The sequence below is a fragment of the Massilia sp. BAP21 genome, from assembly GCF_057801335.1.
In genome coordinates this window covers 2,662,159-2,683,775 of sequence record NZ_CM173596.1, presented here as the reverse complement: position 1 = coordinate 2,683,775, position 21,617 = coordinate 2,662,159, and the positions used below count along the sequence as shown (strand labels likewise).

The following is a 21,617-nucleotide window of genomic DNA, read 5'->3' as shown; positions in this document are numbered from 1 at the left end:
TCATGATCATTGGTATTGATTTGGGCACCACAAACAGCTTGGTAGCCGCCTGGCGTGACGGGCGTGCGCAGATCATTCCCAATGCGCTTGGCGAATACCTGACGCCGTCCTGCGTCGGCCTCGACGACGACGGCACCGTGCTCGTCGGCGCGGCCGCGCGGGCGCGTCTCCAGACCCATCCCGACCTCTCCACGGCGCTGTTCAAGCGCTACATGGGCAGCGAGCGCGTGACGCAACTCGGCAAGCAGCGATTCCGTCCGGAAGAGCTGTCGTCGCTGGTGCTGCGTGCACTGAAGGAAGACGCCGAAGCCTGGCTCGGCGAAAAGGTGGACGAGGCCATCATCACGGTGCCGGCCTACTTCAGCGACGCCCAGAGAAAAGCCACGCGCGCGGCGGGCCAGCTGGCCGGTTTGAAGGTCGAGCGCCTGCTGAACGAACCGACCGCTGCCGCCCTGGCCTACGGCATCCAGGACAGCCAGCAGGAAACCAAGTTCCTCGTCTTCGACCTCGGCGGCGGCACCTTTGACGTTTCCATCCTCGATTTGTTCGAGGGCGTGATGGAAGTGCGCGCCTCGGCCGGCGACAATTTCCTGGGCGGCGAAGACTTCGTCGAGGTGCTGGTCAAGACCTTCTACGAACGCAGCAGCCTGCGCAACGCGCTCGGCACCGCGGTGCTCAGCCGCGCGCAGACCCAGCGCCTGCGCGACGAAGCCGAACGCGCCAAGCGCGCGCTGTCGGAGTCCGCCAGCACCGAAATGCGCTTCCAGCACGAGGGCCGCGAATTCACCTGGCGCCTCGACGAAGACACCCTCGCTCAATTGTGCGAGCCGCTGCTGCAGCGCCTGCGCAAGCCGGTCGACCGGGCGCTACGCGACTCCACCATCAAGGCCAGCGAACTCGATGCCGTGGTGCTAGCCGGCGGCGCCACCCGCATGCCGATCGTGCGTAAACTCGTGTCGCGCATGTTCGGCCGCTTCCCGTCGGTGCACCTCGACCCGGACCATGCCATCGCCCTCGGCGCGGCGGTGCAGGCCGGCCTCAAGATGCGCGACGCCGCGCTCGAAGAGGTGGTAATGACCGACGTTGCGCCCTACTCGCTCGGCATCAACATCTCGCGCCAGATCGGGCCGAACAATTTCGAAAGCGGCCACTACCTGCCGATCATCGAGCGCAATGCCACGGTGCCGGTGTCGCGCGTGCAGAACATCACCACCGTACGCGATGGCCAGCGCGAGCTGCGTGTGCTGGTCTACCAGGGCGAGGCGCGCCTGGTGAAGGACAACGTGTATCTCGGCGCGATCGACTTCCCGATCCCGCCGAAAAAGGCCGGCGAGATCAGCGCCGACGTGCGTTTCACGTACGACATCAGCGGTGTGCTGGAAGCCGAGATCACGGTCCATCCGACCGAGGAAAAGCACAAGCTGGTGATCACCGAGAATGCCGGCGTGATGACGCCCGAGCAGGTCGAGCAGCGCCTGGCTGAACTGGCCGAACTGAAGATCCACCCGCGCGACCAGATCGAGAACCGCACCGTGGTGGCCGAGGCCGACCGCCTGTACCAGGAACTGCTGGGCGATGCGCGCGAATACCTGGCCCAGCACATCGCCGCTTTCCAGTCGGTGCTGGAGCAGCAGGACCACCATTCGGCGGCGCGGGCGCGCACCACGCTGCAGAAGGTGCTGGCGGACTTCGGCCGCGGCGGCCTCGAATGAGCGCCTGGGCCGTCCTCGGCATCGATCCCACGCCGGATGTGCGTGCGATCAAGCGTGCCTATGCGCGCAAGCTGAAAGTCACGCGGCCGGAAGACGATGCCGAAGGCTTCCAGGAACTGAACGACGCCTACCAGGCGGCGCTGCAGATGGCGCCGTTCGTCGACGGCGGCGAGGCGGAGGAGCCGGCGCAGCAAGCGCAGCCGGCCTGCGCGCAGGGATTCGTACAGGAATCCGCGCACCAGGCGCTCGCGCTCAACCCGGCGCCGGCGCACGCCAGGCTGCAGGCTGAAGCCGAGCCCATGCCGGAACCCGATCCCAAACCCGAAGTCGAAGCGCAGGAAGCAGAAGAACCCGCCTGGGCGCGCCCGGTCGCGGCCTTCCGCGAAGAAGCCTGGGAACGCCCGCTGCCGCTGCTGCGCGAAGTCCACGACGAGGCAACGCTGCGCCAGGCCCAGGAACAGGCGCGCCGCATCGAACGCGAGCAGGCGCGCGCTGCCGCCGAGGCAGCAAGCGCAGCCGCCTTCGAGATCGCCGGCCTGCTGTGGCGGCAGTTCCTGGAAAAATCGGCCATCTCGCCCAAGTACCAGCTCAAGCTGATCATCGAGGGCGAGGACATGATGCTGCTCGAAGTGCGCGAGCATTTCGAACTGTTCGCCATCCAGTACTGCGCGGGCGCCGCCTGCAGCGACGAGCTGCGCGAAGCCATCTTCACCGTCTTCGGCTGGGAAGAAGACGCCTCCTTCATCGAGCGCCGCCTGCCCGACGCCACCGGCGAAGCCATGGCGCGCCTGCGCGTCGGGCGCGACTACCTGCAGCTGCAACAGCGCGCCAGCAGCGAACCGGCGATCGCCGCCCTGCTCGCCGACAGCGCCGGACGCCGTTTCGGCCGCACCATCAGTTCCGGCTTCACGCGCCAGATGCGCGAGCAGATCGCGCTGATCCGCGACTACCACCGCGAGCTGCTGTACTTCAAGTTGAACCCCGATGTGGTCGAGGAATGGGCACAACGCGTCGAAGGACGGCGCTACTTCATCGAGACCGCCCTGCTGTCTGCCGCGGCCGGCATCGCACCCTACCTGGTTGCGAATACCTTCGGCGAGGCTGCCGGCCTGAGCTTTGATCCGTTCCTCCTGCTGCTGTTCCTGCCGCTGGCGCTGGCTGCCGGCCTGGCCTGGGCCCACTACGACCCGCTGGCGCGCCTGCGCGATACGCCGTGGCGCGTCTGGCTGCTGTTCGACCTGCGCTTCCGCCCCGCCGTGCAGCTGGGCTGGATTCCCGCCTTTGCGCTGCTGTCGACGCTGCTGTTCATCCCGGAGCCGGCGCCGGCCTTTGCCTGGCTGCTGGGCACGGCGATGGTCGCCTGTACGCTGGTGGCCTGCTTCGCCAACTCGGTCCTGTTCGACAAGGCGCACTACATCGTCGGCGCCATCTGCGCGGTCATGGTCGGCCATTCGATGGCCGACAAGGGCTACCCCGGCTACGGCTACGTCACCTGCGCGGCCGGGGCCTACTGCGCCCTGCAACTGCTCTACCGTGGCGGCGCCGACCTATGGAACCGCATGCCGGACAAGGCCCATCTGCTGCTGCCGCTGCGCTGCGTGTGGCTGGCCGGGGCGGTCGCCCTGGTGGCGGGCGCCGATGTCTCGCCGCTGCCGCTGCAGTTGCACGCCGCCGTGATCTGGCTGTGGGCGCTGGGCGGCATGCTGCTGTCGAATCCGACCATCAATCCCTTCGCCGCGGTGGCGGGCGGGCTGGTCCTGGTCTTCGTGATCATGACGCTGCGGCCGGAGATGTCCATGCTGCGCAGCTCGCCGCTGTCGATGCTCATTTCGCCGCTCTTCGGTGTCGCGATGTTCATGTTCGTGAATATGATCCGCACTAAAAAGAACCAACATCCATTTTCGTAAGTACCATGTCTAATCAAGCAAATCTGTTCGAACAAGCCAGCGAAGCGCTCGACGACGTCGAATCGCTGACCCTGTCCACCTTCGCCGAGCGCGCCTACCTCGACTACGCCGTCTCGGTGGTCAAGGGCCGCGCCCTGCCCGACGTGTCCGACGGCCAGAAGCCGGTCCAGCGCCGCATCCTGTACGCGATGAACGAACTGGGCCTGGGCGCCACCGCCAAGCCGCGCAAGTGCGCGGCCGTGGTCGGCGACGTGCTCGGTAAACTGCACCCGCACGGCGACCAGTCGGTGTACGACGCACTGGTGCGCATGGCCCAGGACTTCTCGCTGCGCTATCCCCTCATCGACGGCCAGGGCAACTTCGGCTCGCGCGACGGCGACGGCGCCGCGGCGATGCGCTACACCGAAGCCCGTTTAACGCCGATCTCGCGCCTGCTGCTGGATGAAATCGACATGGGCACGGTCGACTTCCAGCCGAACTACGACGGCACGACGAACGAGCCGCGCGCCCTGCCGGCGCGCCTGCCGATGGTGCTGCTGAATGGCGCATCTGGTATCGCCGTGGGCCTGGCCACCGAGATCCCGTCGCACAACCTGCGCGAAGTGGCCGATGCGGCAGTGGCCATGATCCGCAACCCGAAGATCTCGAACGCCGAGCTGATGACCATCATCCCGGGCCCGGACTTCCCGGGTGGCGGCCAGATCATCACCCCGGCATCGCAGATCGCCGACATGTACGCCACCGGCCGCGGCTCGATGAAGGTGCGCGCGCGCTGGAAGATCGAAGAGCTGGCCCGTGGCCAGTGGCAGGCGGTGGTCACCGAACTGCCGCCGGGCACCTCGGCCGCCAAGGTGCAGCAGGAGATCGAAGAGCTGACCAACCCGAAGGTCAAGCTGGGCAAGAAGACGCTGACGCCGGAACAGATCGCACTGAAGCAGACCATCCTGAATTCGCTCGACACCATGCGCGACGAATCCGGCCGCGAAGCGCCGGTGCGCCTGGTGTTCGAGCCGAAGTCGAAGAACCAGGACCAGAACGAGTTCATGCTGCTGCTGCTGGCGCACACCTCGCTGGAAACCTCGAGTGCGATCAACCTGGTGATGATCGGCGGCGACGGCCGTCCGCGCCAGAAAGGCCTGAACGACATCCTCCAGGAGTGGATCGACTTCCGCTTCGTTACCGTACGCCGCCGGACCGAGTTCAGGCTGGGCAAGGTCAACGACCGCATCCACATCCTGGAAGGCCGCGAGATCGTCCTGCTGAACATCGACGAGGTGATCGCCATCATCCGCAATTCGGACGATCCGAAGGCGGCGCTGATCGAGCGTTTCAACTTGTCGGAACGCCAGGCCGAGGACATCCTGGAAATCCGCCTGCGCCAGCTGGCGCGCCTGGAAGCGATCAAGATCGAGCAGGAGCTGGCCCAGCTGCGCGGCGAAAAGGACAAGCTGGAAGACATCCTGGCCAATCCGTCGACCATGAAGCGCACCATCATCCGCGAGATCGAAGCGGATGCAAAACAGTTCGGCGATGCGCGCCGTACCGTGATCGAGGAAGCGCAGCGCGCCGTGGCCGAGCAGAAGGTCATCGACGAGCCGGTGACCGTGATCATTTCCGAGAAAGGCTGGGTGCGCGCGCGTACCGGCATCGGGCACGATCATGCGCAGTTCACCTTCAAGCCAGGCGACTCGCTGGGCAGCGCCTTTGAGTGCCGCACCGTCGACACCCTGCTCGGCATTGGCGACAACGGCAAGGTGTATTCGGTGCCGGTGGCGGCCCTGCCTGGGGCGCGTGGGGACGGCGTGCCGATCACCACGCTGGTCGATCTGTCGGGCGGCGTGCGCATCCTGCATTACTTCGCAGGTTCCGGTGAGACGCGTCTCCTGATCTCGACCTCGAACGGCTTCGGCTTCATCACCAAGGCGGGCGACATGATCAGCCGCCTGAAGGGCGGCAAGTCCTTCATCACGCTCGACGACAAGGCCGTGCCGCTGGCACCGCGCGTGATTTCGGATGCCGCCGGTGCGGTGGCCTGTTTGTCGGAAAAGGGTCGCGTGCTGGTGTTCGGCATCGACGAGATGAAGGTGCTGACCAATGGCGGGCGTGGCGTGATCCTGATGGAGCTGGAGCCGAAGGAAACGCTGCTCGCCGTGCAGCCGATCAGCCAGAAAGGCGTGAACGTGATCGGCACCTGGGCGGGATCGAAGCCGCGCGTGGTGGAGCTGTATGCGTCGGGACTGGAGCCGCACTTCGGCAAGCGCGCGAAGAAGGGCAAGCCGCTGTCGGCGAAGCTGAAGGCGACGGATCTGGCAATGCGCGCGACGGGCGAGTAATCGCTTGACCGCAGCGTGAATGGGCAAAGCCGGCGAAAGCCGGCTTTGTTGTTTGCGGCACCGGTTGCGGGTTCTTGGCAGGCGGTGCGATGACAGTCAACGCGGCATGGCGAGGACATCCCGACGTAGCCAGCGCACGCCGGGCAGCCAACGGCGCTACACTGATCGCTTCCATTCACAGCAAGCCTGCCGGCGCCACTGCAGGCGGCGACTACTTACGGAAACCGATCATGCAGCGCACCCGCTCACGCCATTGCCGTACCGCCCATACTCGCCGTACGCTCCCCATCCTGCTGGCCTGCCTGTCGGCGCTGACGCTGCTTTCATCCGCCAGCACCGATGCCGCGGCACAGGCCGCCGCCGATACGCGCTATGAACGCGTCGCACCCAGCCCGGATGGCATCGGCAAGCGCTACATGGGCCGCGAGATTGCTGGCGTGATGGGATGGGAAGGCGCGCAATGGCTCGAGCGCGACAGCCGCGCACGCGAGGAGCGGCCGGAACTGCTCCTGCGGGAACTGGCGCTGGCGCCCGGCATGACGGTGGCCGACATTGGCGCCGGCACCGGCTACTACACCTGGCAGCTGGCGAAACAGGTCGGGCCCGGCGGGCGTGTGTATGCGGTCGACGTGCAGCCGGAAATGATCGCCATGCTCGACAGCCAGATGGCAAAGCGCGGCGTGCGCAACGTGGTCTCGGTGCTGGGCAGCGAAACCAGTGTTAAATTGCCGCCGGCCAGCGTCGACCTGGCAATCATGGTCGATGTCTATCACGAGCTCGCCTATCCCTCGGAAGTCCTCGACAGCATCGTCGCAGCCCTGAAGCCGGGCGGGCGCGTGGTCTTCGTCGAATACCGGGCCGAGGATCCCGCAGTCGCGATCAAGCCGCTGCACAAGATGAGCGAGTCGCAGATACGGCGTGAAGCCACGGCGCATGGCCTGAAGTGGGAGCGCAGCATCGGGTCGCTGCCGATCCAGCATGCAATCGTGTTCCGCAAGCCCTGAGCGCAGATTTTCTTGCCGTTGCTATCGACGCTGCCTCAACGAAAAATGCCGGCATCACGCCGGCATTCCTCATGCGTTCGACACGCGGATTACTTCTTGGCAGCAGCCTTGTGCACGTCGGCCATCGCTTCGGCGCGTGCCTGTTCGGTCTTGGCGGCAGCGGTCGCGCGGTCGGCAGCGGCATCAACCTGCTGCTTCAGCGACTTTTCGTCGGCCTTGATCATGGTCTTCTCGGCCTTCAGGTTCGCTTCCGAGACTTTTTCCTCGGCCTTGGCCACGGCCTTGGCGCGGTCTTCCGGATCAGCCTTGGTGACTTTCTCGGCTGCGTCGGCGTGGGCCTTCACGACCTTGGCGTGGGCCTTGGCTTTCTTTTCCTGGGCATCGGCGACAGCCTTGGTGGCTTTTTCGTCGGCTTTGGCAGCAGCCTTGGCTTCTTTCGCTTCTGCCTTGGCGACATCGGCTTCGGCCTTGGCTTCGGCTTTCACCACGGCTTCGGTGTTGGCCGAATTGACGGTGGTCTGGGCGTAAGCGGAAGTAGCGAAAACGCCGGCGATCAGGGTTGCGAGCAGCTTGTTCATGGTATGTCCTTTCGGTTGTATGGTGAGGTGCAGGTCTGTGCCTGCGTTGTGTTCTTCGTTGTGTTCCTGTTAAGCACGAGTCCAGAATAGGCCTCGGGCACAACAGGGTCTGTTCGCCACCACACACACTACTGCTGAGTTGAAACAAGGTGTTTCAGCGCCGCGCCGGCCCCGCATACAGGTCGATGATGTCGACGATCCCGTCCTGGCAAACCGGGCAGAACTGCTCGCTGCGGTCGAACATGATGCACTGCATCGCCGGCCGGTAATACCCGCTCGCTTCGTAGTTTGCCCCCTCGAATGCCCCTATGGCGTGGCGGTGCGGCTGCTTCTCGAACAAGGCTTTGGTCGCTGCCAGGTCTTCGCGGAACAGCGCGTTCATCTCGCTTTCCGGACGATCGTTTTCACGCAGCTGGGCACGCTTTTTCTGGTAGGCGCGCGAGGCGTTTTCGTACGCTTTTTTCGGCCAGGGCGTCGGCAAGGGCGTGTTCGCTGTTACATGTTGTTTCCATTTGAGCGCGGCCGGATCGCGCAAGGCGGTCACGTTCGGCTCCCACGGTTCGGTGCGCACGTCGCTCGCCTGGTAGGCGACCGGCGAGGTGTAATACTCGTCGGCCAGGCCGGCGAAGTGGTGGCCGAACTCGTGCACGAACAAATAGTTGGCCCAGGCGTTGCCCGCCGCCGCCGTGCTGAACTGGCCGAAGATGCCGCCGCCGCCATAGGTCTCGTTATTCACCAAAATTTCGATGAATTCGTAGGGCGCGTGCTGGGCAATGTCGCGCAAGGCGCGGTTGTCGAGCGTCAGCACGTAGCGCTCGCTGCCGAAGATATCGTAACGCGTGCCCAGCGGCGAAGCGCGGTGCACGCCGGTCGAGGGCCGCGAGATGCCCGACTCCGTGGTCGGCACCGCCAGCGCCCAGACGTTGAAGTCGTTCGCACGTTCCTTGAACGGCGACACCGTGAACAGGTGCTGCGACAGGCGGCGCGCATCGGCTTCGAACTTCTTCATGTCGGCAGCCGTGTAGCCGTCGCCCAGGATCAGCAGATCGACCTTCTGCGGCGACGGACCGCTGACGTGGATCGGAATCGGTTTCGCTGGCGCGGGAGGCTGCTGCTTCACCACGTCCGGCGCTGTCGGATCGACCTCCACGCTCCAGGCCACCGAGAAGGCATTGCGCTCGTCGCGCTTCAGGATGCGCACGCGCACCGGCTTGTCGAACTGCGGAAAGCGCACCGACTCGCTGAAGCTGCGGCTGAGCTTATTCGCTTCCTCGGTCGTGCGCCACTCGCCGAACACGGTCGAGAAGCCGCGCGAATACAGCAGATCGCCGGTCTTTGCATTGACCACCTCGACACGGTTCTGGCCGCGGTTGGTTTCATCGAAGTTGCGCGACATATCGCCCGGCCAGGGCAGCGGCTCGATCAGTACGCGTTCGATGGCGTAGCTGTCGCTTAACGCGTTGCCGCTGTGGGTGTAGTCGAGGCGGATGGTGGCAGGCTGGGCAGCGAAGGCGGCGCTGGAGACGAGCGCCAGGACGGCGGCAAGGAAGCGGAGCATGCGGTTTCCTGTGAGATGGGAAAAGCATGCATTGTAATCCTGTACATGACGAGCGGAGCCTTCCGCTCGCCATGCAATATGCAGACTAATTGAGCGTCATGTGAGGATCGCCAGGCAACAGGGTTGCGCCGCAACTTGTCTTGTGGCCCTCATAAGCTACTGGCACGCTGCTGACTGTATGGCGCGCGTCTCCTTCCACGATGGTGCCTGGACCGTGAACAGGACAAGTCGTTTTGTCGCCGATGCAAGCGACCGCAATGCCGCCTATCGTAAAGTGCGTGGCAGCGACGCTCACGACCTTCCCGCCATGGCTGGTGGGATCGTTCAAGCGGATAATTTTTGGCATGCGTGCTCCCTGTTACTGATAAGCGCCAGGATCGACGGCCGGGGTGCCCCGGTGCGCAAAGACATCGCCTCCGTTCGGATGTTTCTGGTTTTTACGCTGCTCGTCGGAAGGTGGGCTGATGAGGATGATCGAGGCCTCGTCCGGGCTGCGCATGTTGATTGCCGCGCTGACACCGCCGTCGCGGTAACTGCCCATGACACCGATACCCATCTGCACGAACAAGGTTGCCGCGCCGGTATTGCCAAGGCGCTTGTCGGTGTCGATGAACTGGCTCGACTTGGCGCTGTCGATCTCGGGGCCACCTGCCGCCGCTTGTGCGTCCAGTACGCCGTGCAGGGCAATCAGCTGATCGGTATTGTTGTTCGTGGCGGCAATCACGCGAGCGGGAGAGGTGGCACGCTGGGCTTCGGGCAGGGTCTGCAGTGCGGCTTGCCAGCCGGCTTGTAGCAGTTTCTGGCGGTCGGCACGACGGGTGACCGGTTTGCCCTGTTCGTCGGTGAAGCGCACGAAAGTTGGACGATGGATATAGCCGAGGGTGGGCAGGCGGTCGAACGTTTTTAATTGCTCGCGGTTCCAGGGGATCGGGAACCAGGGAGTGGGTTTCCATTCCTTTGGCGGATAGTGGGCGAAGGGATTGAGCGTGCCCAGTACGCCGGGGACGCCAGTGCCGCGCACGTCGGGGCGCTGGGCAAAGGCGGCTGTTGCTTCGAGCCATTCGCTGATGACAGGTTGGCGCTCGCCGACTGCACGCAGTTCTTGACGCGTCATGTCTGCGCCGACCTGCGTCGGCGTCTGCAGAGCATTTTTGCGCTCCCAACTTGGAACTGCAGTCATCAGGTTGCCGTACATCCAGCGGAATTCTTTTTGCAGGAATTCGTTATCAGGATCGTCCCAGACAAATGGCCGAACCGGATCGACCCGCTCGCGGCGGGCAAGCACGAACAGCGCCGACGCATCGGGCATTTCTGGGATGTAGTGTCCGTCTCTCAGCAATGCGGGCGTGCCGGGGGGACGGTTGCCATCGCGGGTTCCCATACTGTCTTCGGAATTCAGAACAACATAGGGCACATCCGGATTGGCATCGAAAAAGGCAAAGACGTCTTCGATAATGCGGTCAGGCTGCTCCTCGAAACGGCGCGGGCCTACGACAAACAGATGCCATGCCATCCCGGAAGCGACCGCTCCAGCAGCGAGTCCTGCCCGCGGCATTTCTGGTTTGTCGCTCCACTCCGGATCGAAGTTAGGCGATTCGGCATTGAACACCGGTACCCCATAATACATTGGTGTAAACTGCGCGCCATTTTCAAGCGAATCACCGCCACGCCCTCCGCCCGTACCGCTTTTATCGCGTGCGGTCCAATCATATTTTTTCGGATCTTGCTCGCGGATCGTTGCAGCATGATTACCGGCCTGCAACGCCTCCCATAGCTTTCCTTGGCGGTACTTATCCAAGGTGACGCCCAGCCCGATCACTTCAAGTACATATTCACGTTTTTGCTGCTCGGTTTGCGCTACCTGCGTTTGATGAGAAACCGGGTCCTGCTGTTTTTCAACGTTGCTCTTCGACGCTTTGACCCAATGCGCTCCAAACAGTGCTGCGACGAGAATTGTCGGACTAATAACCCACCACAATATGCGATTGCCCATTGTCTGCTCCTGTATGGTTAAGCTTTCTGGTTCGATGATTGTCATCACAAATGCCGCCCACACCGGAATGAGAATGACAAGGGTGAGGAAAGCGCCGATGGCATATTTTGCTGGGCGCATCCATGTCGTATTGGCTTGGTTGTTCATCGCGTTCCTTTGGCTCCGTTGTTTGCTTTGACGGGCACCGGCGGCGATACGACGACTCGGTCTCCTGACATCGTTTCGCATACGACGAGGTTCGGCAAACCTACGTGCAGCGCTGGAACGCAGGCTGGCAGCTCACCTTTGCTGTAGTACACGGCATTCCCCTCGATGAGTTCCTTCCGTTCCGCACGCTCAACGTTCCAATACGCTGCGTAATCTTTAACAAAAAATTTCCATTGCAGAATGGATGGCCTCTCTGCAGTCGACTTTGTCTGCAAGCGCCAATCCGCCACCGCACACAAATACCTATAGAACTTTGGATCGCTCGACGCCAGCCCGCCACCAATGGAAAGGTCATACGCCGTCACATTGCGATGATTCTTCGCGCTGCCGAAAATAGAGCCGTGGAAGGACTTGGGACTGACCTCGTGCTGCCAGCGCTTGCGTGCTTCGTCCGGACTTTCCTGGATCAGCGCAAAGACTTTCCCGTTCGGATAGCGCATCGCTTTCAAGACCTTACGCTGTCCTTCCGGAGGCAACTGGTCGAGCTTGTTGTCCTTGTTATGACGCGCCTCGATCTGCAAACACTCGACTTTCGACAATGTCTGCACCATTCCTGGTCGGTGCCCAGTTTGTGATGGATCGGCGCATTCCACTTTCTGGACATTCAGTCCCTTGCCACTGGTGATGGCAATCGCCGTCGATCGGATCGACTTCTTCGACAGGCCCCTGATCCTCCCGGGCGACACGCGCCTGGATCGAATCGGCAGGGATGTTTTGCGGATCGATCTGTCCAGTGCCGCGCAAGTCCGCCAGCGCTGGTATGCGCAGCGCCTCGCCATTGATGCTGCGCAGCCCCTCGCGTTTATCGGCCTCGGAATCCATGAAGCCCAGCATGCCTGGCTTTCTTGGCCAAGTGATTTCCTTGTGATTCTCGCGAAGAAAGCGATTCGCATCGGCCACGTGCGCATGGTCGTCTTCGCCCTTCAGGCGCAAGGCAAAATCATGTGGCGCTTGCCCGACCAGTACCGGACCGACAGCCTTCTTCGCAGGGTCGAGACGCTGCTTGCTGGTGAATACCCGCTGATAGAAGCCGCGTCCTAATTCGGTAAGAGGCTTGCGGCTTTGCTTTTCCGTACGATAGCCGGCTGAGGATGCGGTGCCCAACATGGCGCGCATATCCCCTCGTGGTATGGAAGAAAGGGTCGTCCCATCCATGAAATCCGGCACGCCTTGCCAGCCAATGCCTTTCATATTGTCCAACGCCACAGTCATGTCTTCGGGGCAGAAATAGAGGTAGACCTTGCCGCGATTATCCCGGTCTGCACCTGCGCTCCATTTTGCCCCGACGATGCCATGGAATTGCCCGTGGTCCGATAATGCCGCTAGTGCTGGCGCCGTGTGTTTCTTGGCAGCGACGCCTTGCACGATATTGACCAGCGTAGTCAGCCTTGCATCGAAGGTCTGGCGTGACTTCAAGACCCCGTAACGCCCCTCCATCGCAGCATCCGTCCCGCTCTTGAATGTTTCCGACGTGTCGACCAGGACACCGGCGTCTTCTTCGAGGCTGTATGGCGGATGGGTCAGGATCAGCGTATCGGCCGGCCGTTTGCCGTCCTGAAGCAGGAAAGCCTGTGCCAGCAGACTGATCAGGCAGCCCTGGCTGTGCGCCACAATGTTGACGGTTTCATTCGCGTCGTAGTCGCGGATCATCTCAACCAGGGCCGCAAGCCGCTTCGCAGCCAGGACCATATACATGCGCCCTGGCGCGCTCAACACCGGCCGTACCGGGTCACCGCCTAGATCCGCTGGAAAGCATACTCCCCGATTCCACATATCCGGCAGCGTGCTCGTCGCGTTGGCGAACGGTCCGCCGCCTTTCGATAAATCCTTGTCCAGCCGGTTACCGAAACGGTCGGTACGTTGTCCGTTTTTTGTCCCGGCCTGGTTGAATACCTCGCGGTATCCCCAATAGAATGGGATGACCGGACTATTCGTCCCGTTTGCAATCGTCCGCTTGAAGAAGACGGCGTCAGGATCTTCCTCGATTACATCCTTGTCCTTGGCAGTCGGCATGCGGTAACTGCCAGGCACAAAACGCCCTGGTTTTCCGTGCAGGCGCATATCGAGGCCGGCACAAAGCCCCTCCTCTACCGAGCCAAAACCAGTACCGACATCGTTCACGCCGTGAATCACGATGACGTTGCACGGCAAATCCGGTTTGACATCCACCTTCTTGTCGGACTTTCGTTCGCATTGCAGGACGCTCGCGTCCTGCCCGATGCAATAGGGTTCCCGTGGATACAGCATGCGGCATCTCCTTACTGTTCGTCAGTCAGAATTCGGATGTTCGCGATATGCATCGCGTCGCGCTCGAGCAGCTCCGTCTTGCCTGCGGCATCGCTGATGCCCTTGAGCGTGCTGCCATCGCTCATCTCGATCTCGAAGCGGCGATTCGCGGCAGGTACGGCATCCTCGTCATGGGCGCCATACTTCAGGATGAATTTCTGGTCGGGAGTGCCGCTCTCGAACGATGGCAGCTCAGCTGCCATCGTTGCCGGCCCGTCGAGAGGGAAATTCGCCGCATGCAGCTTGATGTCGCCTTTGGTGCCGAGCGAAATACCGCCACCAACCTTGATGAAGGAACCATCTTCGGCAACGATATGAATCTCCTTCGCCATCAGCACCACCTTGCCGTCAGTGGCCGTGACCCTGACGTTTTTGGCGGAATTGACTTCCGTATCATCGTGCTGGCTCTGCAGCAGGAACTTGCCGTGGTGCGCAATCGCCTTGATACCGTTATGGTGCGAGAATAGGGAGATGCCTTGTCCCGCATTCAGGTTGAAATGCTGGCCAGCAGTCAGCTGAATATGCTGTTGCGCCACCGTGTCGACATTCGACCCGGCAAAACTGGCCAGTGCCTTTGCCGTAGCAAAGCTGATCCCGTCGGGTGAGCTGGCAGCGATCATCGCACTAGCAGCGGCCTGCCCTTCTGGTGCGGTATTGCTGCCGTCTTCCCATTGACTTAACTGCGACTTGAGTTCGGCGAGTGGCTTGCCATCGAGCGGCAGCGCCTGGTGCTCTGCCGCATAGCTCCCCAGGCTTTGGCATTGTTCAAGACATTGCTCCATCAACGCCAGGAATTCGGCGCGGGCCAGTTGGTTATCGACTGCATTCAGGCGCTTCCATGCCGTCAGCAGCAAGCCTTTCGCAGCCCGTACCGCAACATGTTCATCGCTGCGCAATTCCGCGCCTTCACCACGAGGTTCGGCTTCGCCATCCCGGCGCGGATGGCGCAAGTGCCCGAGGTTGAGCTGACTGTGCCCATGTTCGCTCGCCAGCTGGGCACTGATCTGGCCCGGCGTATCGTCCATGCGCAGTTGGTTGTACCGCTGGCCTTTTATTTCGCGGCTCTTGATTCCGGAAAGAAAACGGTTGCCCGGCAGCTTGCCGGAATGGCTGAAATCGGGTGGCGGCGTCCGTCCGCCATGGACGCGGCCCGTGATCACGGGCTTATCCGGATCGCCGCCAAGGAAAGTCACCAGGCATTCGTCCCCGTCACGCGGCAGCGAGATAGCGCCGGTGTGGTCCCCCGCCCAGGAACTGGCGACGCGCAGCCAGGCCGAATCGGTGTCGCTGTCCGACGCCCCAACTCCCTGGGCATGCTCGTGGTCGCTAGAGCGGCACGCAGGAAAACGGACCTTCACCCGGCCATGCCTGTCGCAATGGACTTCTTCTTCGCCAGGCGTGACGACGATCACGCTTTGCATCTGTGCGGTCGGTACGTCGACACGTGGATCAAACGCGGGCACGATAGGAATGCCGCGCCGCACGCAGCTGAACCGGTTCGAATAACGCGCCCCACGCTCGGTGCTTGCGCGCTCGAGCCCATCGTCGGGTGCGCGCCATTTGTTCAACGCAAATAGGCGGGTGATCCGGTCACTCAGTGCTCTCGGGAGGTTGTTTTCCGCATCGATACGCAATCCGGTAATCACGAATTCGCGATCTTCGGCGCGGTGTGTATCGATTTCAGCGTGGCCCTTGATGACGATCCACTGTCCGACGCCCAGGTCGCGCACTCCGCTCTCCGCCTCGAAATATTTCGATTCATACTCATGCCGCTGCATGCGCAAGGTCGTTAGGGTGCGGAAGTCCGCGCTGCTGTCTCCTGCATGCGGCGTGTCGACCAGATACTCATCAATATTTGATGCAAACCTGTCTCCAAAAGCCCCTTGGTTATGTTGACTCGGAATCGTTACCTCGGAACCCGACGACTGCTTGTAGTCCCAGGAGTGACGCGTGACGTGTCCAGCGGTCAGCGAGCGCGATGCGTGCCAGGCTGTAATGCCGTCGCGCGCTTCGGTGCCATCGTCGCGGTGGTAACGCACCGTCCCGGCCGTGCTTTGCGCGAGCGTATGTGAATTGTCGAACAGGACCAGCCGATGTCCTCGGACCGCATCGCGCCCCGTCGGTTCGCCCGCTTCGAAGAACCAGGCCAGCCCGCGCCGCTTCCATAAGCGACGCAGGAATGCGGCGTCCGATTCATTGTATTGCATGGTGAATTCCCGAATCGGATATGACGCTGCTGTCAGCAACTTGAAATCGAAGGCCCGTGCCAGGATCGGATTCTTGTGCAGCCATTCGCCCAGCAAGGTCCGTGTGATGTCGATCTCGCTGGTCTGACGGAAAACGCGGGTATTGATGCGCGTTTCCATCAGCGAAAGCGCATCCTGAATAACCAGTTGATAGGTTGCGAGTCCGCCATCGCTCTCGCCTTCGGCGGCCTGCGCCACGATGCCGCAGATCGAATACAGCTCGCCCCGGTCGGTTACGAATTGCAGTTCTGCTGCCATTGCGATGAAGGTCTTGAGCGGCAGGCCCGCGCGGCCTGCGACACAGAGCAAGCGGTATTCGAATCCGCCACAGATATCGGCCTGGCCTTTTACGTGTTTGACCAACAAGCGGTCGGTAGGTGCCCCCTGTTCGCCCGAAAGACGCAAGCGAATGGGCCGGTTTGAATCGGTGAGTTCCTGGTTTAAGAATTGAATCTGCTGTGCATGCATAAAGAGTCCATTGGCAGAAATGGGACGCGCCTTGAGGCTGGCGAAGGCTGGACGAGATACCCGTCTGCCAGTGCAATAGCACTGACAGAGCAAGTACGTTAACCAATGGAATGGTGCAGGAGTGCGAAGAGGAACTATTAACCTGGATCAATGCCGCAGGTTTACATGTGGCAAACCTGTCATAGCTCTGATGGGCAAACCCTTAGGCTATTTGTACTGATACAGCGGCCGCTTCACGATGATCGGCCGGATATCCAGCCGCACGTTATAGATCGAGTAGGCCTCGGTCGCCGCCGACATGTAGCCCACGCTGTCCCCCGTGCGCGAGAACTTGAATTCGAAGCCAAGGTCCGGCTGCACCGAATTGGCGCTGTCGAGCGTGAGGCCGATGGCTTCCGGCTGGTCGCTGTCGATCAGCTTGCCCATCAAATCGACCACGGTACTGTTGCCGAGGATATCGGCCGAGAACAGCGGCTCGCGGTAGTAGGGCCGGGCCGGGTCGAGCCGCCCGTCGGCCTTGTCCGGCGCCGGCGTGAACGAATGGCTGGCGATGTTGAAGCGGTCGCCGTTGTCGAGGTAGCTCAGGCGCACGTTGCTGACGTTAAAGGCGCCCTCCTGCGCATTCGCCGCCGACAGATCGACCACCAGCGCGCCCTTGTAGCCGATTACTTCGACGTCGCGTTGCGGCCCCACCACCATCGCCGTGTTCTCGTCGATGCCCAGGCCCAGCTTGTAGCCTTTTTGCAGCATGGCCGGCAGCATACGCGCAAAGCGGCCGCGCACCAGCAGGTGCTGGTCGACGAACACGTCGTCGCCGATGAAACCAAGTCCGGGCGTGATTTCCTGGCCATCGGTGAGGCCGAGCTTGAGGGTGGCCAGCACCGGCTTCGGGTGGCCGAACATGGAAGAACTCATGATGGCCGCGCCGGCGCTGGTGCCGGCGATCACGCCGCCGCGCCGGTACATGCTCCACAGGGCGTCGAGCACCAGGCTATTGGCACCGTCGGGACGGCGCAGCGCGCGCGTGATGCGGGCCTGGTCGCCGCCGGCAAAGTACGCTCCGCCGGCGGTGCGGACGGCTTCGGCCAGTGCGGGATTGTCGGCGGCAGCCTGGTAGTCGGTGCCGGTGAGGCGCACGGCCACCGGGACGAAAAAGGCATTCGCGCCGTAGCGGTTCAGGCGCTCGACGAGGAAGGCGCCGGATTTCTCGGGATTGGCGGAAGCGGAAGCGAAGACGGCAATGCGCGCGCCCTTGCCGCCGGCCAGTTCGACGATGCGCTCCCAGACGGCGGCGTTATCCGGACGCAGCGCCCCGCCGATGATGACCAGCGAGCCCTTCGGCGGGCTTTCCGCCGCGGCCCCGGGCTGGCCCGCCAGGCAGGCCATGATGAAGGCGACAAAGACAGCGAACCGGACCATGATGCGCTCCTTCTCGAACAGTCAAAGCGTAAGCCTGATTCCAGAAAGACGTCGCCATGTTGCGTCCGCTCAGGAGACGTATATATTGGGGAAATAGCGTTCCATCAACGTTTCCGGCTTGCTGGGCGCGCTGAAACCGAAGCGTTCGTACAGGCCGTGGGCGTCGCTAGTAGCGAGGGTGAAGCGGCGCAGGCGCTGCAGGCTGGGATGGCGCAGCACGGCCGCGACCAGCTGCTTGCCATAGCCGTTGCCGCGGTATTCCGGCACCACGAAGACGTCGACCAGGTTGGCGAAAGTGGCAAAGTCGGTGATCACGCGGGCAAAGGCGATTTGCCGCCCGTCCAGGTAGCCGCCGAAGCACAGCGAATTCTCGATGGCGCGCTCGACGACGGAGCGCGGAATTCCCACTGCCCAGCTCGACTGCTCGCTAAGGAAGCGGTAGATCATCGGGATGTCGAGCAGCGACTGGTCCGTACTGACCTGGAAACTGGAATCGTTGGTAGTCATCCTGGAGCCGCCTGCCAAAAAACCAATTCTAGCGCTGTTTGCCGAAACGATCAGTTTCGATCGTGCCTGAACTCAGCGCGCGTCTTCCTCGTTCGGCAGGTAGCGTTCCGGCAGGGTCAGGTTGGCATCTTCCGCGCGCCAGATCAGGTTGGCAATCCACCAGCGCTTGCCATCGTGCACCAGCTGGATGCTGTTGATGCCGCGCAGGAAGGGCTTGGTGTCGTGCGGCGCGCGCAGCAGTTCATAGGTGCTGAACACGTGCACCAGCTGGCCGAAGGTTTCGGTGCGGCGCGCGATCTCGCGTTCATAGAAACCGTTGGCGCTGAAGGTACTCATGTTGCGGCTGATGTAGTCCTCGACCGTCATCGGGCGCAGGGCAAACGCGCCGTGATTCTGCGGGACGATCATCGACAGTTTGGCGTCGGGCACGAACAGCGCGCGCATGCGGTTCCAGTTGCGCGGTGCGCCGGCCGGGCCGGAAATGACTTCGTACAAGGCGGCGACGGTGGAGTCGACCGAGGCGCCGTCGGCTTCCCGGGCGGTGACCGGCTGGGCCGGGGCGGTATGGACCTGGGCCGGCGGTTGTGCCGGTGCCTGCGGCGTTTGCGCTTGCGGCTGGGCGTGGGCAGCGGCGCCGGCCAGCATGGCCGCCGCGGCAGCAGGGATCCATCGTTGCATCATCTTGTTCTCCATTGCGTCAGACTTAACATGCGCATCATCGGGGATTTTTGCCGCCTTGTCATCCAGCCTTGCGCGGACTGCGGCCCTGCGTGGCGGTTTATAATCCGGTAAATCAACCGGAACCTTCCCCATGACTTCACAATTCTCCAAGAAAGCCGAGGCCTGGTCGGCGCGCTTCTCCGAACCCGTCTCCGACCTCGTCAAGCGCTACACCGCGTCCGTGTTCTTCGACAAGCGCCTGGCCCTGTTCGATATCCAGGGTTCGCTCGCCCACGCCGAGATGCTGGCCGCCCAAGGCATCATCAGCCAGGAAGACCGTGCCGAGATCGAGCGCGGCATGGCCCAGATCCGCGGCGAGATCGAGGCCGGCAGCTTCGAGTGGCTGCTCGACCTGGAGGATGTACACCTGAACATCGAGAAGCGCCTGACCGAACTGGTCGGCGACGCCGGCAAGCGCCTGCACACCGGCCGCTCGCGCAACGACCAGGTGGCGACCGACATCCGCCTGTACGTGCGCGCCGCCATCGACGACGTGCTGGCCCTGCTGAATGGCCTGCGCACCGCGCTGACGGACCTGGCGGAACGCCACTTCGACACCATCATGCCGGGCTTTACCCACTTGCAGGTGGCCCAACCCATCACCTTTGGACACCACATGCTGGCCTATGTGGAGATGTTCGGGCGCGACGCCGAGCGCATGCAGGATGCGCGCCGCCGCGTGAACCGCCTGCCGCTGGGCGCCGCGGCCCTGGCCGGCACCACCTTCCCGATCGACCGCCTGCGCGTGGCGCACAATCTCGGCTTCGAGGATGTGTGCCACAACTCGCTCGACGCGGTGTCCGACCGCGACTTCGCGATCGAATTCACGGCAGCGGCTTCCTTGATCATGATGCACGTGTCGCGCATGTCGGAAGAGCTGGTCATGTGGATGAGCCCGCGCATCGGCTTCATCGACATCGCCGACCGCTTCTGCACCGGCTCGTCGATCATGCCGCAAAAGAAGAATCCGGACGTGCCGGAACTGGCGCGCGGCAAGACCGGCCGCGTGTATGGCCACCTGGCCTCGCTGCTGACCCTGATGAAAGGCCAGCCGCTGGCCTATAACAAGGACAACCAGGAAGACAAGGAACCGCTGTTCGACACCGTCGACACCGTGCTCGACACCCTGCGCATCTTCACCGACATGGCCGGCGGCATCACCGTGAAGGCCGAGAACATGCGCGCCGCCGCGCTGCAGGGCTATGCCACGGCGACCGACCTGGCCGATTATCTGGTCAAGAAGGGCTTGCCGTTCCGCGATGCGCACGAAGCCGTGGCGCATGCGGTGCGTGCCTGCGATGCGGCCGGCGTCGATCTCTCGGAGATGCCGCTGGAGACGCTGCAGGGCTTCTCGCCACTGATCGGGGACGACGTGTTCGCAGTGCTGACGCTGGAAGGCTCGGTCGCGGCGCGCGACCACGTGGGTGGGACGGCACCGAACCAGGTGAAAAAGGCGATTGAACGCGTGCGCGGGCAGCTGAAGGATAACTGACCAACGGCCTATCCCGTAGGGTGGGCACTCCGTGCCCACGCGGTTACGTGCGTCTCTCCCGGACTCGTGCGTGCGAATGTCGCTCGCATCGCGTCACCGTGCCGCGATCCAATCGCCGCCCAATCGGATCGCAACTAGCGGACACACCGCGAGCGACCAGTCACGACACGTGTCCACGGGAAACGCACGTACCGCGTGGGCACGGAGTGCCCACCCTACGGACTCGACGGCTCCGTAGCCGTATTTGCTTATGCGCACGACTCCCCCGTTACGATGAGCAATCTCCAGTTGCTGCACCGGCCATTCAATGTCAGCATGCATGCTTGCCAACAATATTGAACACGCATGGATGCCCAGCTCTGGCTGATCTGTTTCCTCACCTTCGTCATCCACCTGATCGGCACCCTGGCCTATTCGGTACGCATCGCCGGCGTGCGAACGCGCCGCATCGCGGTCTCGTTCGCCCTGTTCAGCATCCTGGTGCTGGTCTCGCGCACCTCGAATTCCTTCCTCGGCCCCTTCCTCGCCAAGCGGGTCGAATCGAACCTGGCCGGCACCATGGCCACGCACCTGCTGTCGGACTTCCGATGGCTGCTGGTCTCCGCCTCGCTGGCGACGATTGCCGGCGCCCTGTTGATCCCGACCTTCCAGCGCGTGTTCTGCCGCGCCGTCGAGCACTTCCAGGTGCACCGCTCGGTGCCGAAGCTGATCCTGCACGGCTTCTTCAAGGGCGGGCTGTCGTACATCCGGCATTCGGCAACGCTACCATCCGCGCCGCAGGTGAGCAAGCCGACCAGGACCGGCGCCGTGTCGTGGTCGATCCTGCTGCTGAACGTCGGCGCCGCCGCGCTCTGGACCGTGGGCGTGTTCGCCGCCCTGTACGCCGGCGCGCTCGATCCGGCGGTGCGCGTCACCTCCAGCACCCTGTCCTCGATCATCAATGGCGGCGCGACCATCATGATGGCCGTCTTCATCGACCCGCATCTGTCCGGCATGACCGACGACGTGGTGGAAGGCAAGCTCGATGAGGCGGAGTTCCGCCAGGGTATCGTGTGGCTGGTGGGCAGCCGGCTGGCCGGCACCTTGCTGGCGCAAGCGCTGCTGGTGCCGTCCGCCATGGTCATCGTCTACGTGGCGCGGATCATTTGAAGGAAGGCAAGGCCGCGCACGCTTCCCCGGCATCTGGC

Annotated in this window: 16 protein-coding genes; 6 read left to right on the top strand and 10 right to left on the bottom strand. The window is 62.9% G+C overall.

What is annotated here, in order from left to right:
• Positions 1–2: 2 nt before the first annotated feature.
• The 4 genes from ACWYRN_RS11860 (at position 3) to ACWYRN_RS11845 (ending at position 6,956) form a co-directional block, all read left to right on the top strand.
• On the top strand, positions 3–1,712 hold the full coding sequence (locus tag ACWYRN_RS11860; protein WP_488692603.1) for a molecular chaperone HscC: 1,710 nt from the start codon (positions 3–5) through the stop codon (positions 1,710–1,712).
• Positions 1,709–3,619 carry a hypothetical protein gene (locus tag ACWYRN_RS11855; protein WP_488692602.1) on the top strand — a complete coding sequence of 637 codons (1,911 nt, stop codon included), beginning with the start codon at positions 1,709–1,711 and terminating at the stop codon, positions 3,617–3,619. Before ACWYRN_RS11860 ends, ACWYRN_RS11855 begins: the two co-directional genes overlap by 4 nt.
• 5 nt (positions 3,620–3,624) lie before the next feature.
• The gene (gene parC / locus ACWYRN_RS11850) at positions 3,625–5,952 is read left to right on the top strand and encodes a DNA topoisomerase IV subunit A (RefSeq protein WP_488692601.1); all 2,328 of its coding nucleotides are present in this window, start codon (positions 3,625–3,627) and stop codon (positions 5,950–5,952) included.
• Positions 5,953–6,182: 230 nt separating this feature from the next.
• The gene (locus ACWYRN_RS11845) at positions 6,183–6,956 is read left to right on the top strand and encodes a class I SAM-dependent methyltransferase (RefSeq protein WP_488692600.1); all 774 of its coding nucleotides are present in this window, start codon (positions 6,183–6,185) and stop codon (positions 6,954–6,956) included.
• Positions 6,957–7,045: 89 nt separating this feature from the next.
• Here the strand turns inward: ACWYRN_RS11845 and ACWYRN_RS11840 are convergent, their stop codons facing one another.
• The 10 genes from ACWYRN_RS11840 to ACWYRN_RS11795 form a co-directional block, all read right to left on the bottom strand.
• On the bottom strand, positions 7,046–7,534 hold the full coding sequence (locus ACWYRN_RS11840) for a hypothetical protein (protein WP_488692599.1): 489 nt from the start codon (positions 7,532–7,534) through the stop codon (positions 7,046–7,048).
• Positions 7,535–7,688: 154 nt separating this feature from the next.
• Complete coding sequence (locus ACWYRN_RS11835) at positions 7,689–9,092, bottom strand: IgA Peptidase M64 (RefSeq protein WP_488692598.1); 1,404 nt, start codon at positions 9,090–9,092, stop codon at positions 7,689–7,691.
• Between the two features lie 85 nt (positions 9,093–9,177).
• Positions 9,178–9,438, bottom strand: a complete 261-nt coding sequence (locus ACWYRN_RS11830; RefSeq protein WP_488692597.1) for a PAAR domain-containing protein — start codon at positions 9,436–9,438, stop codon at positions 9,178–9,180.
• A 12-nt stretch (positions 9,439–9,450) separates the two neighbouring features.
• Entirely contained in the window at positions 9,451–11,232 is a 1,782-nt protein-coding gene (locus ACWYRN_RS11825) for a type VI lipase adapter Tla3 domain-containing protein (RefSeq protein WP_488692596.1), read from the bottom strand.
• Entirely contained in the window at positions 11,229–11,843 is a 615-nt protein-coding gene (locus ACWYRN_RS11820) for an effector protein Tle3 domain-containing protein (protein ID WP_488692595.1), read from the bottom strand. Before ACWYRN_RS11820 ends, ACWYRN_RS11825 begins: the two co-directional genes overlap by 4 nt.
• Complete coding sequence (locus ACWYRN_RS11815) at positions 11,791–13,539, bottom strand: T6SS effector phospholipase Tle3 domain-containing protein (protein ID WP_488692594.1); 1,749 nt, start codon at positions 13,537–13,539, stop codon at positions 11,791–11,793. Before ACWYRN_RS11815 ends, ACWYRN_RS11820 begins: the two co-directional genes overlap by 53 nt.
• Before the next feature lie 11 nt (positions 13,540–13,550).
• Positions 13,551–16,292: a type VI secretion system Vgr family protein gene (locus tag ACWYRN_RS11810; RefSeq protein ID WP_488692593.1), complete on the bottom strand. Its 2,742-nt coding sequence runs from the start codon at positions 16,290–16,292 to the stop codon at positions 13,551–13,553.
• Between the two features lie 207 nt (positions 16,293–16,499).
• Positions 16,500–17,711, bottom strand: coding sequence for a cyanophycinase (locus ACWYRN_RS11805; protein ID WP_488692592.1), 1,212 nt, complete (start codon positions 17,709–17,711; stop codon positions 16,500–16,502).
• Positions 17,712–17,780: 69 nt separating this feature from the next.
• Positions 17,781–18,218 carry a GNAT family N-acetyltransferase gene (locus ACWYRN_RS11800; protein ID WP_488692591.1) on the bottom strand — a complete coding sequence of 146 codons (438 nt, stop codon included), beginning with the start codon at positions 18,216–18,218 and terminating at the stop codon, positions 17,781–17,783.
• 72 nt (positions 18,219–18,290) lie between these two features.
• Entirely contained in the window at positions 18,291–18,899 is a 609-nt protein-coding gene (locus tag ACWYRN_RS11795; RefSeq protein WP_488692590.1) for a hypothetical protein, read from the bottom strand.
• 130 nt (positions 18,900–19,029) lie between these two features.
• Between ACWYRN_RS11795 and argH the strand changes: the two genes are divergently transcribed.
• Both argH and ACWYRN_RS11785 read left to right on the top strand, forming a co-directional pair.
• Positions 19,030–20,430 (top strand): argininosuccinate lyase, encoded by a 1,401-nt coding sequence (gene argH / locus ACWYRN_RS11790; protein ID WP_488692589.1) that lies wholly within the window; start codon positions 19,030–19,032, stop codon positions 20,428–20,430.
• A 345-nt stretch (positions 20,431–20,775) separates the two neighbouring features.
• Positions 20,776–21,579 (top strand): lipid II flippase Amj family protein, encoded by an 804-nt coding sequence (locus tag ACWYRN_RS11785; protein WP_229437376.1) that lies wholly within the window; start codon positions 20,776–20,778, stop codon positions 21,577–21,579.
• Positions 21,580–21,617: the final 38 nt, after the last annotated feature.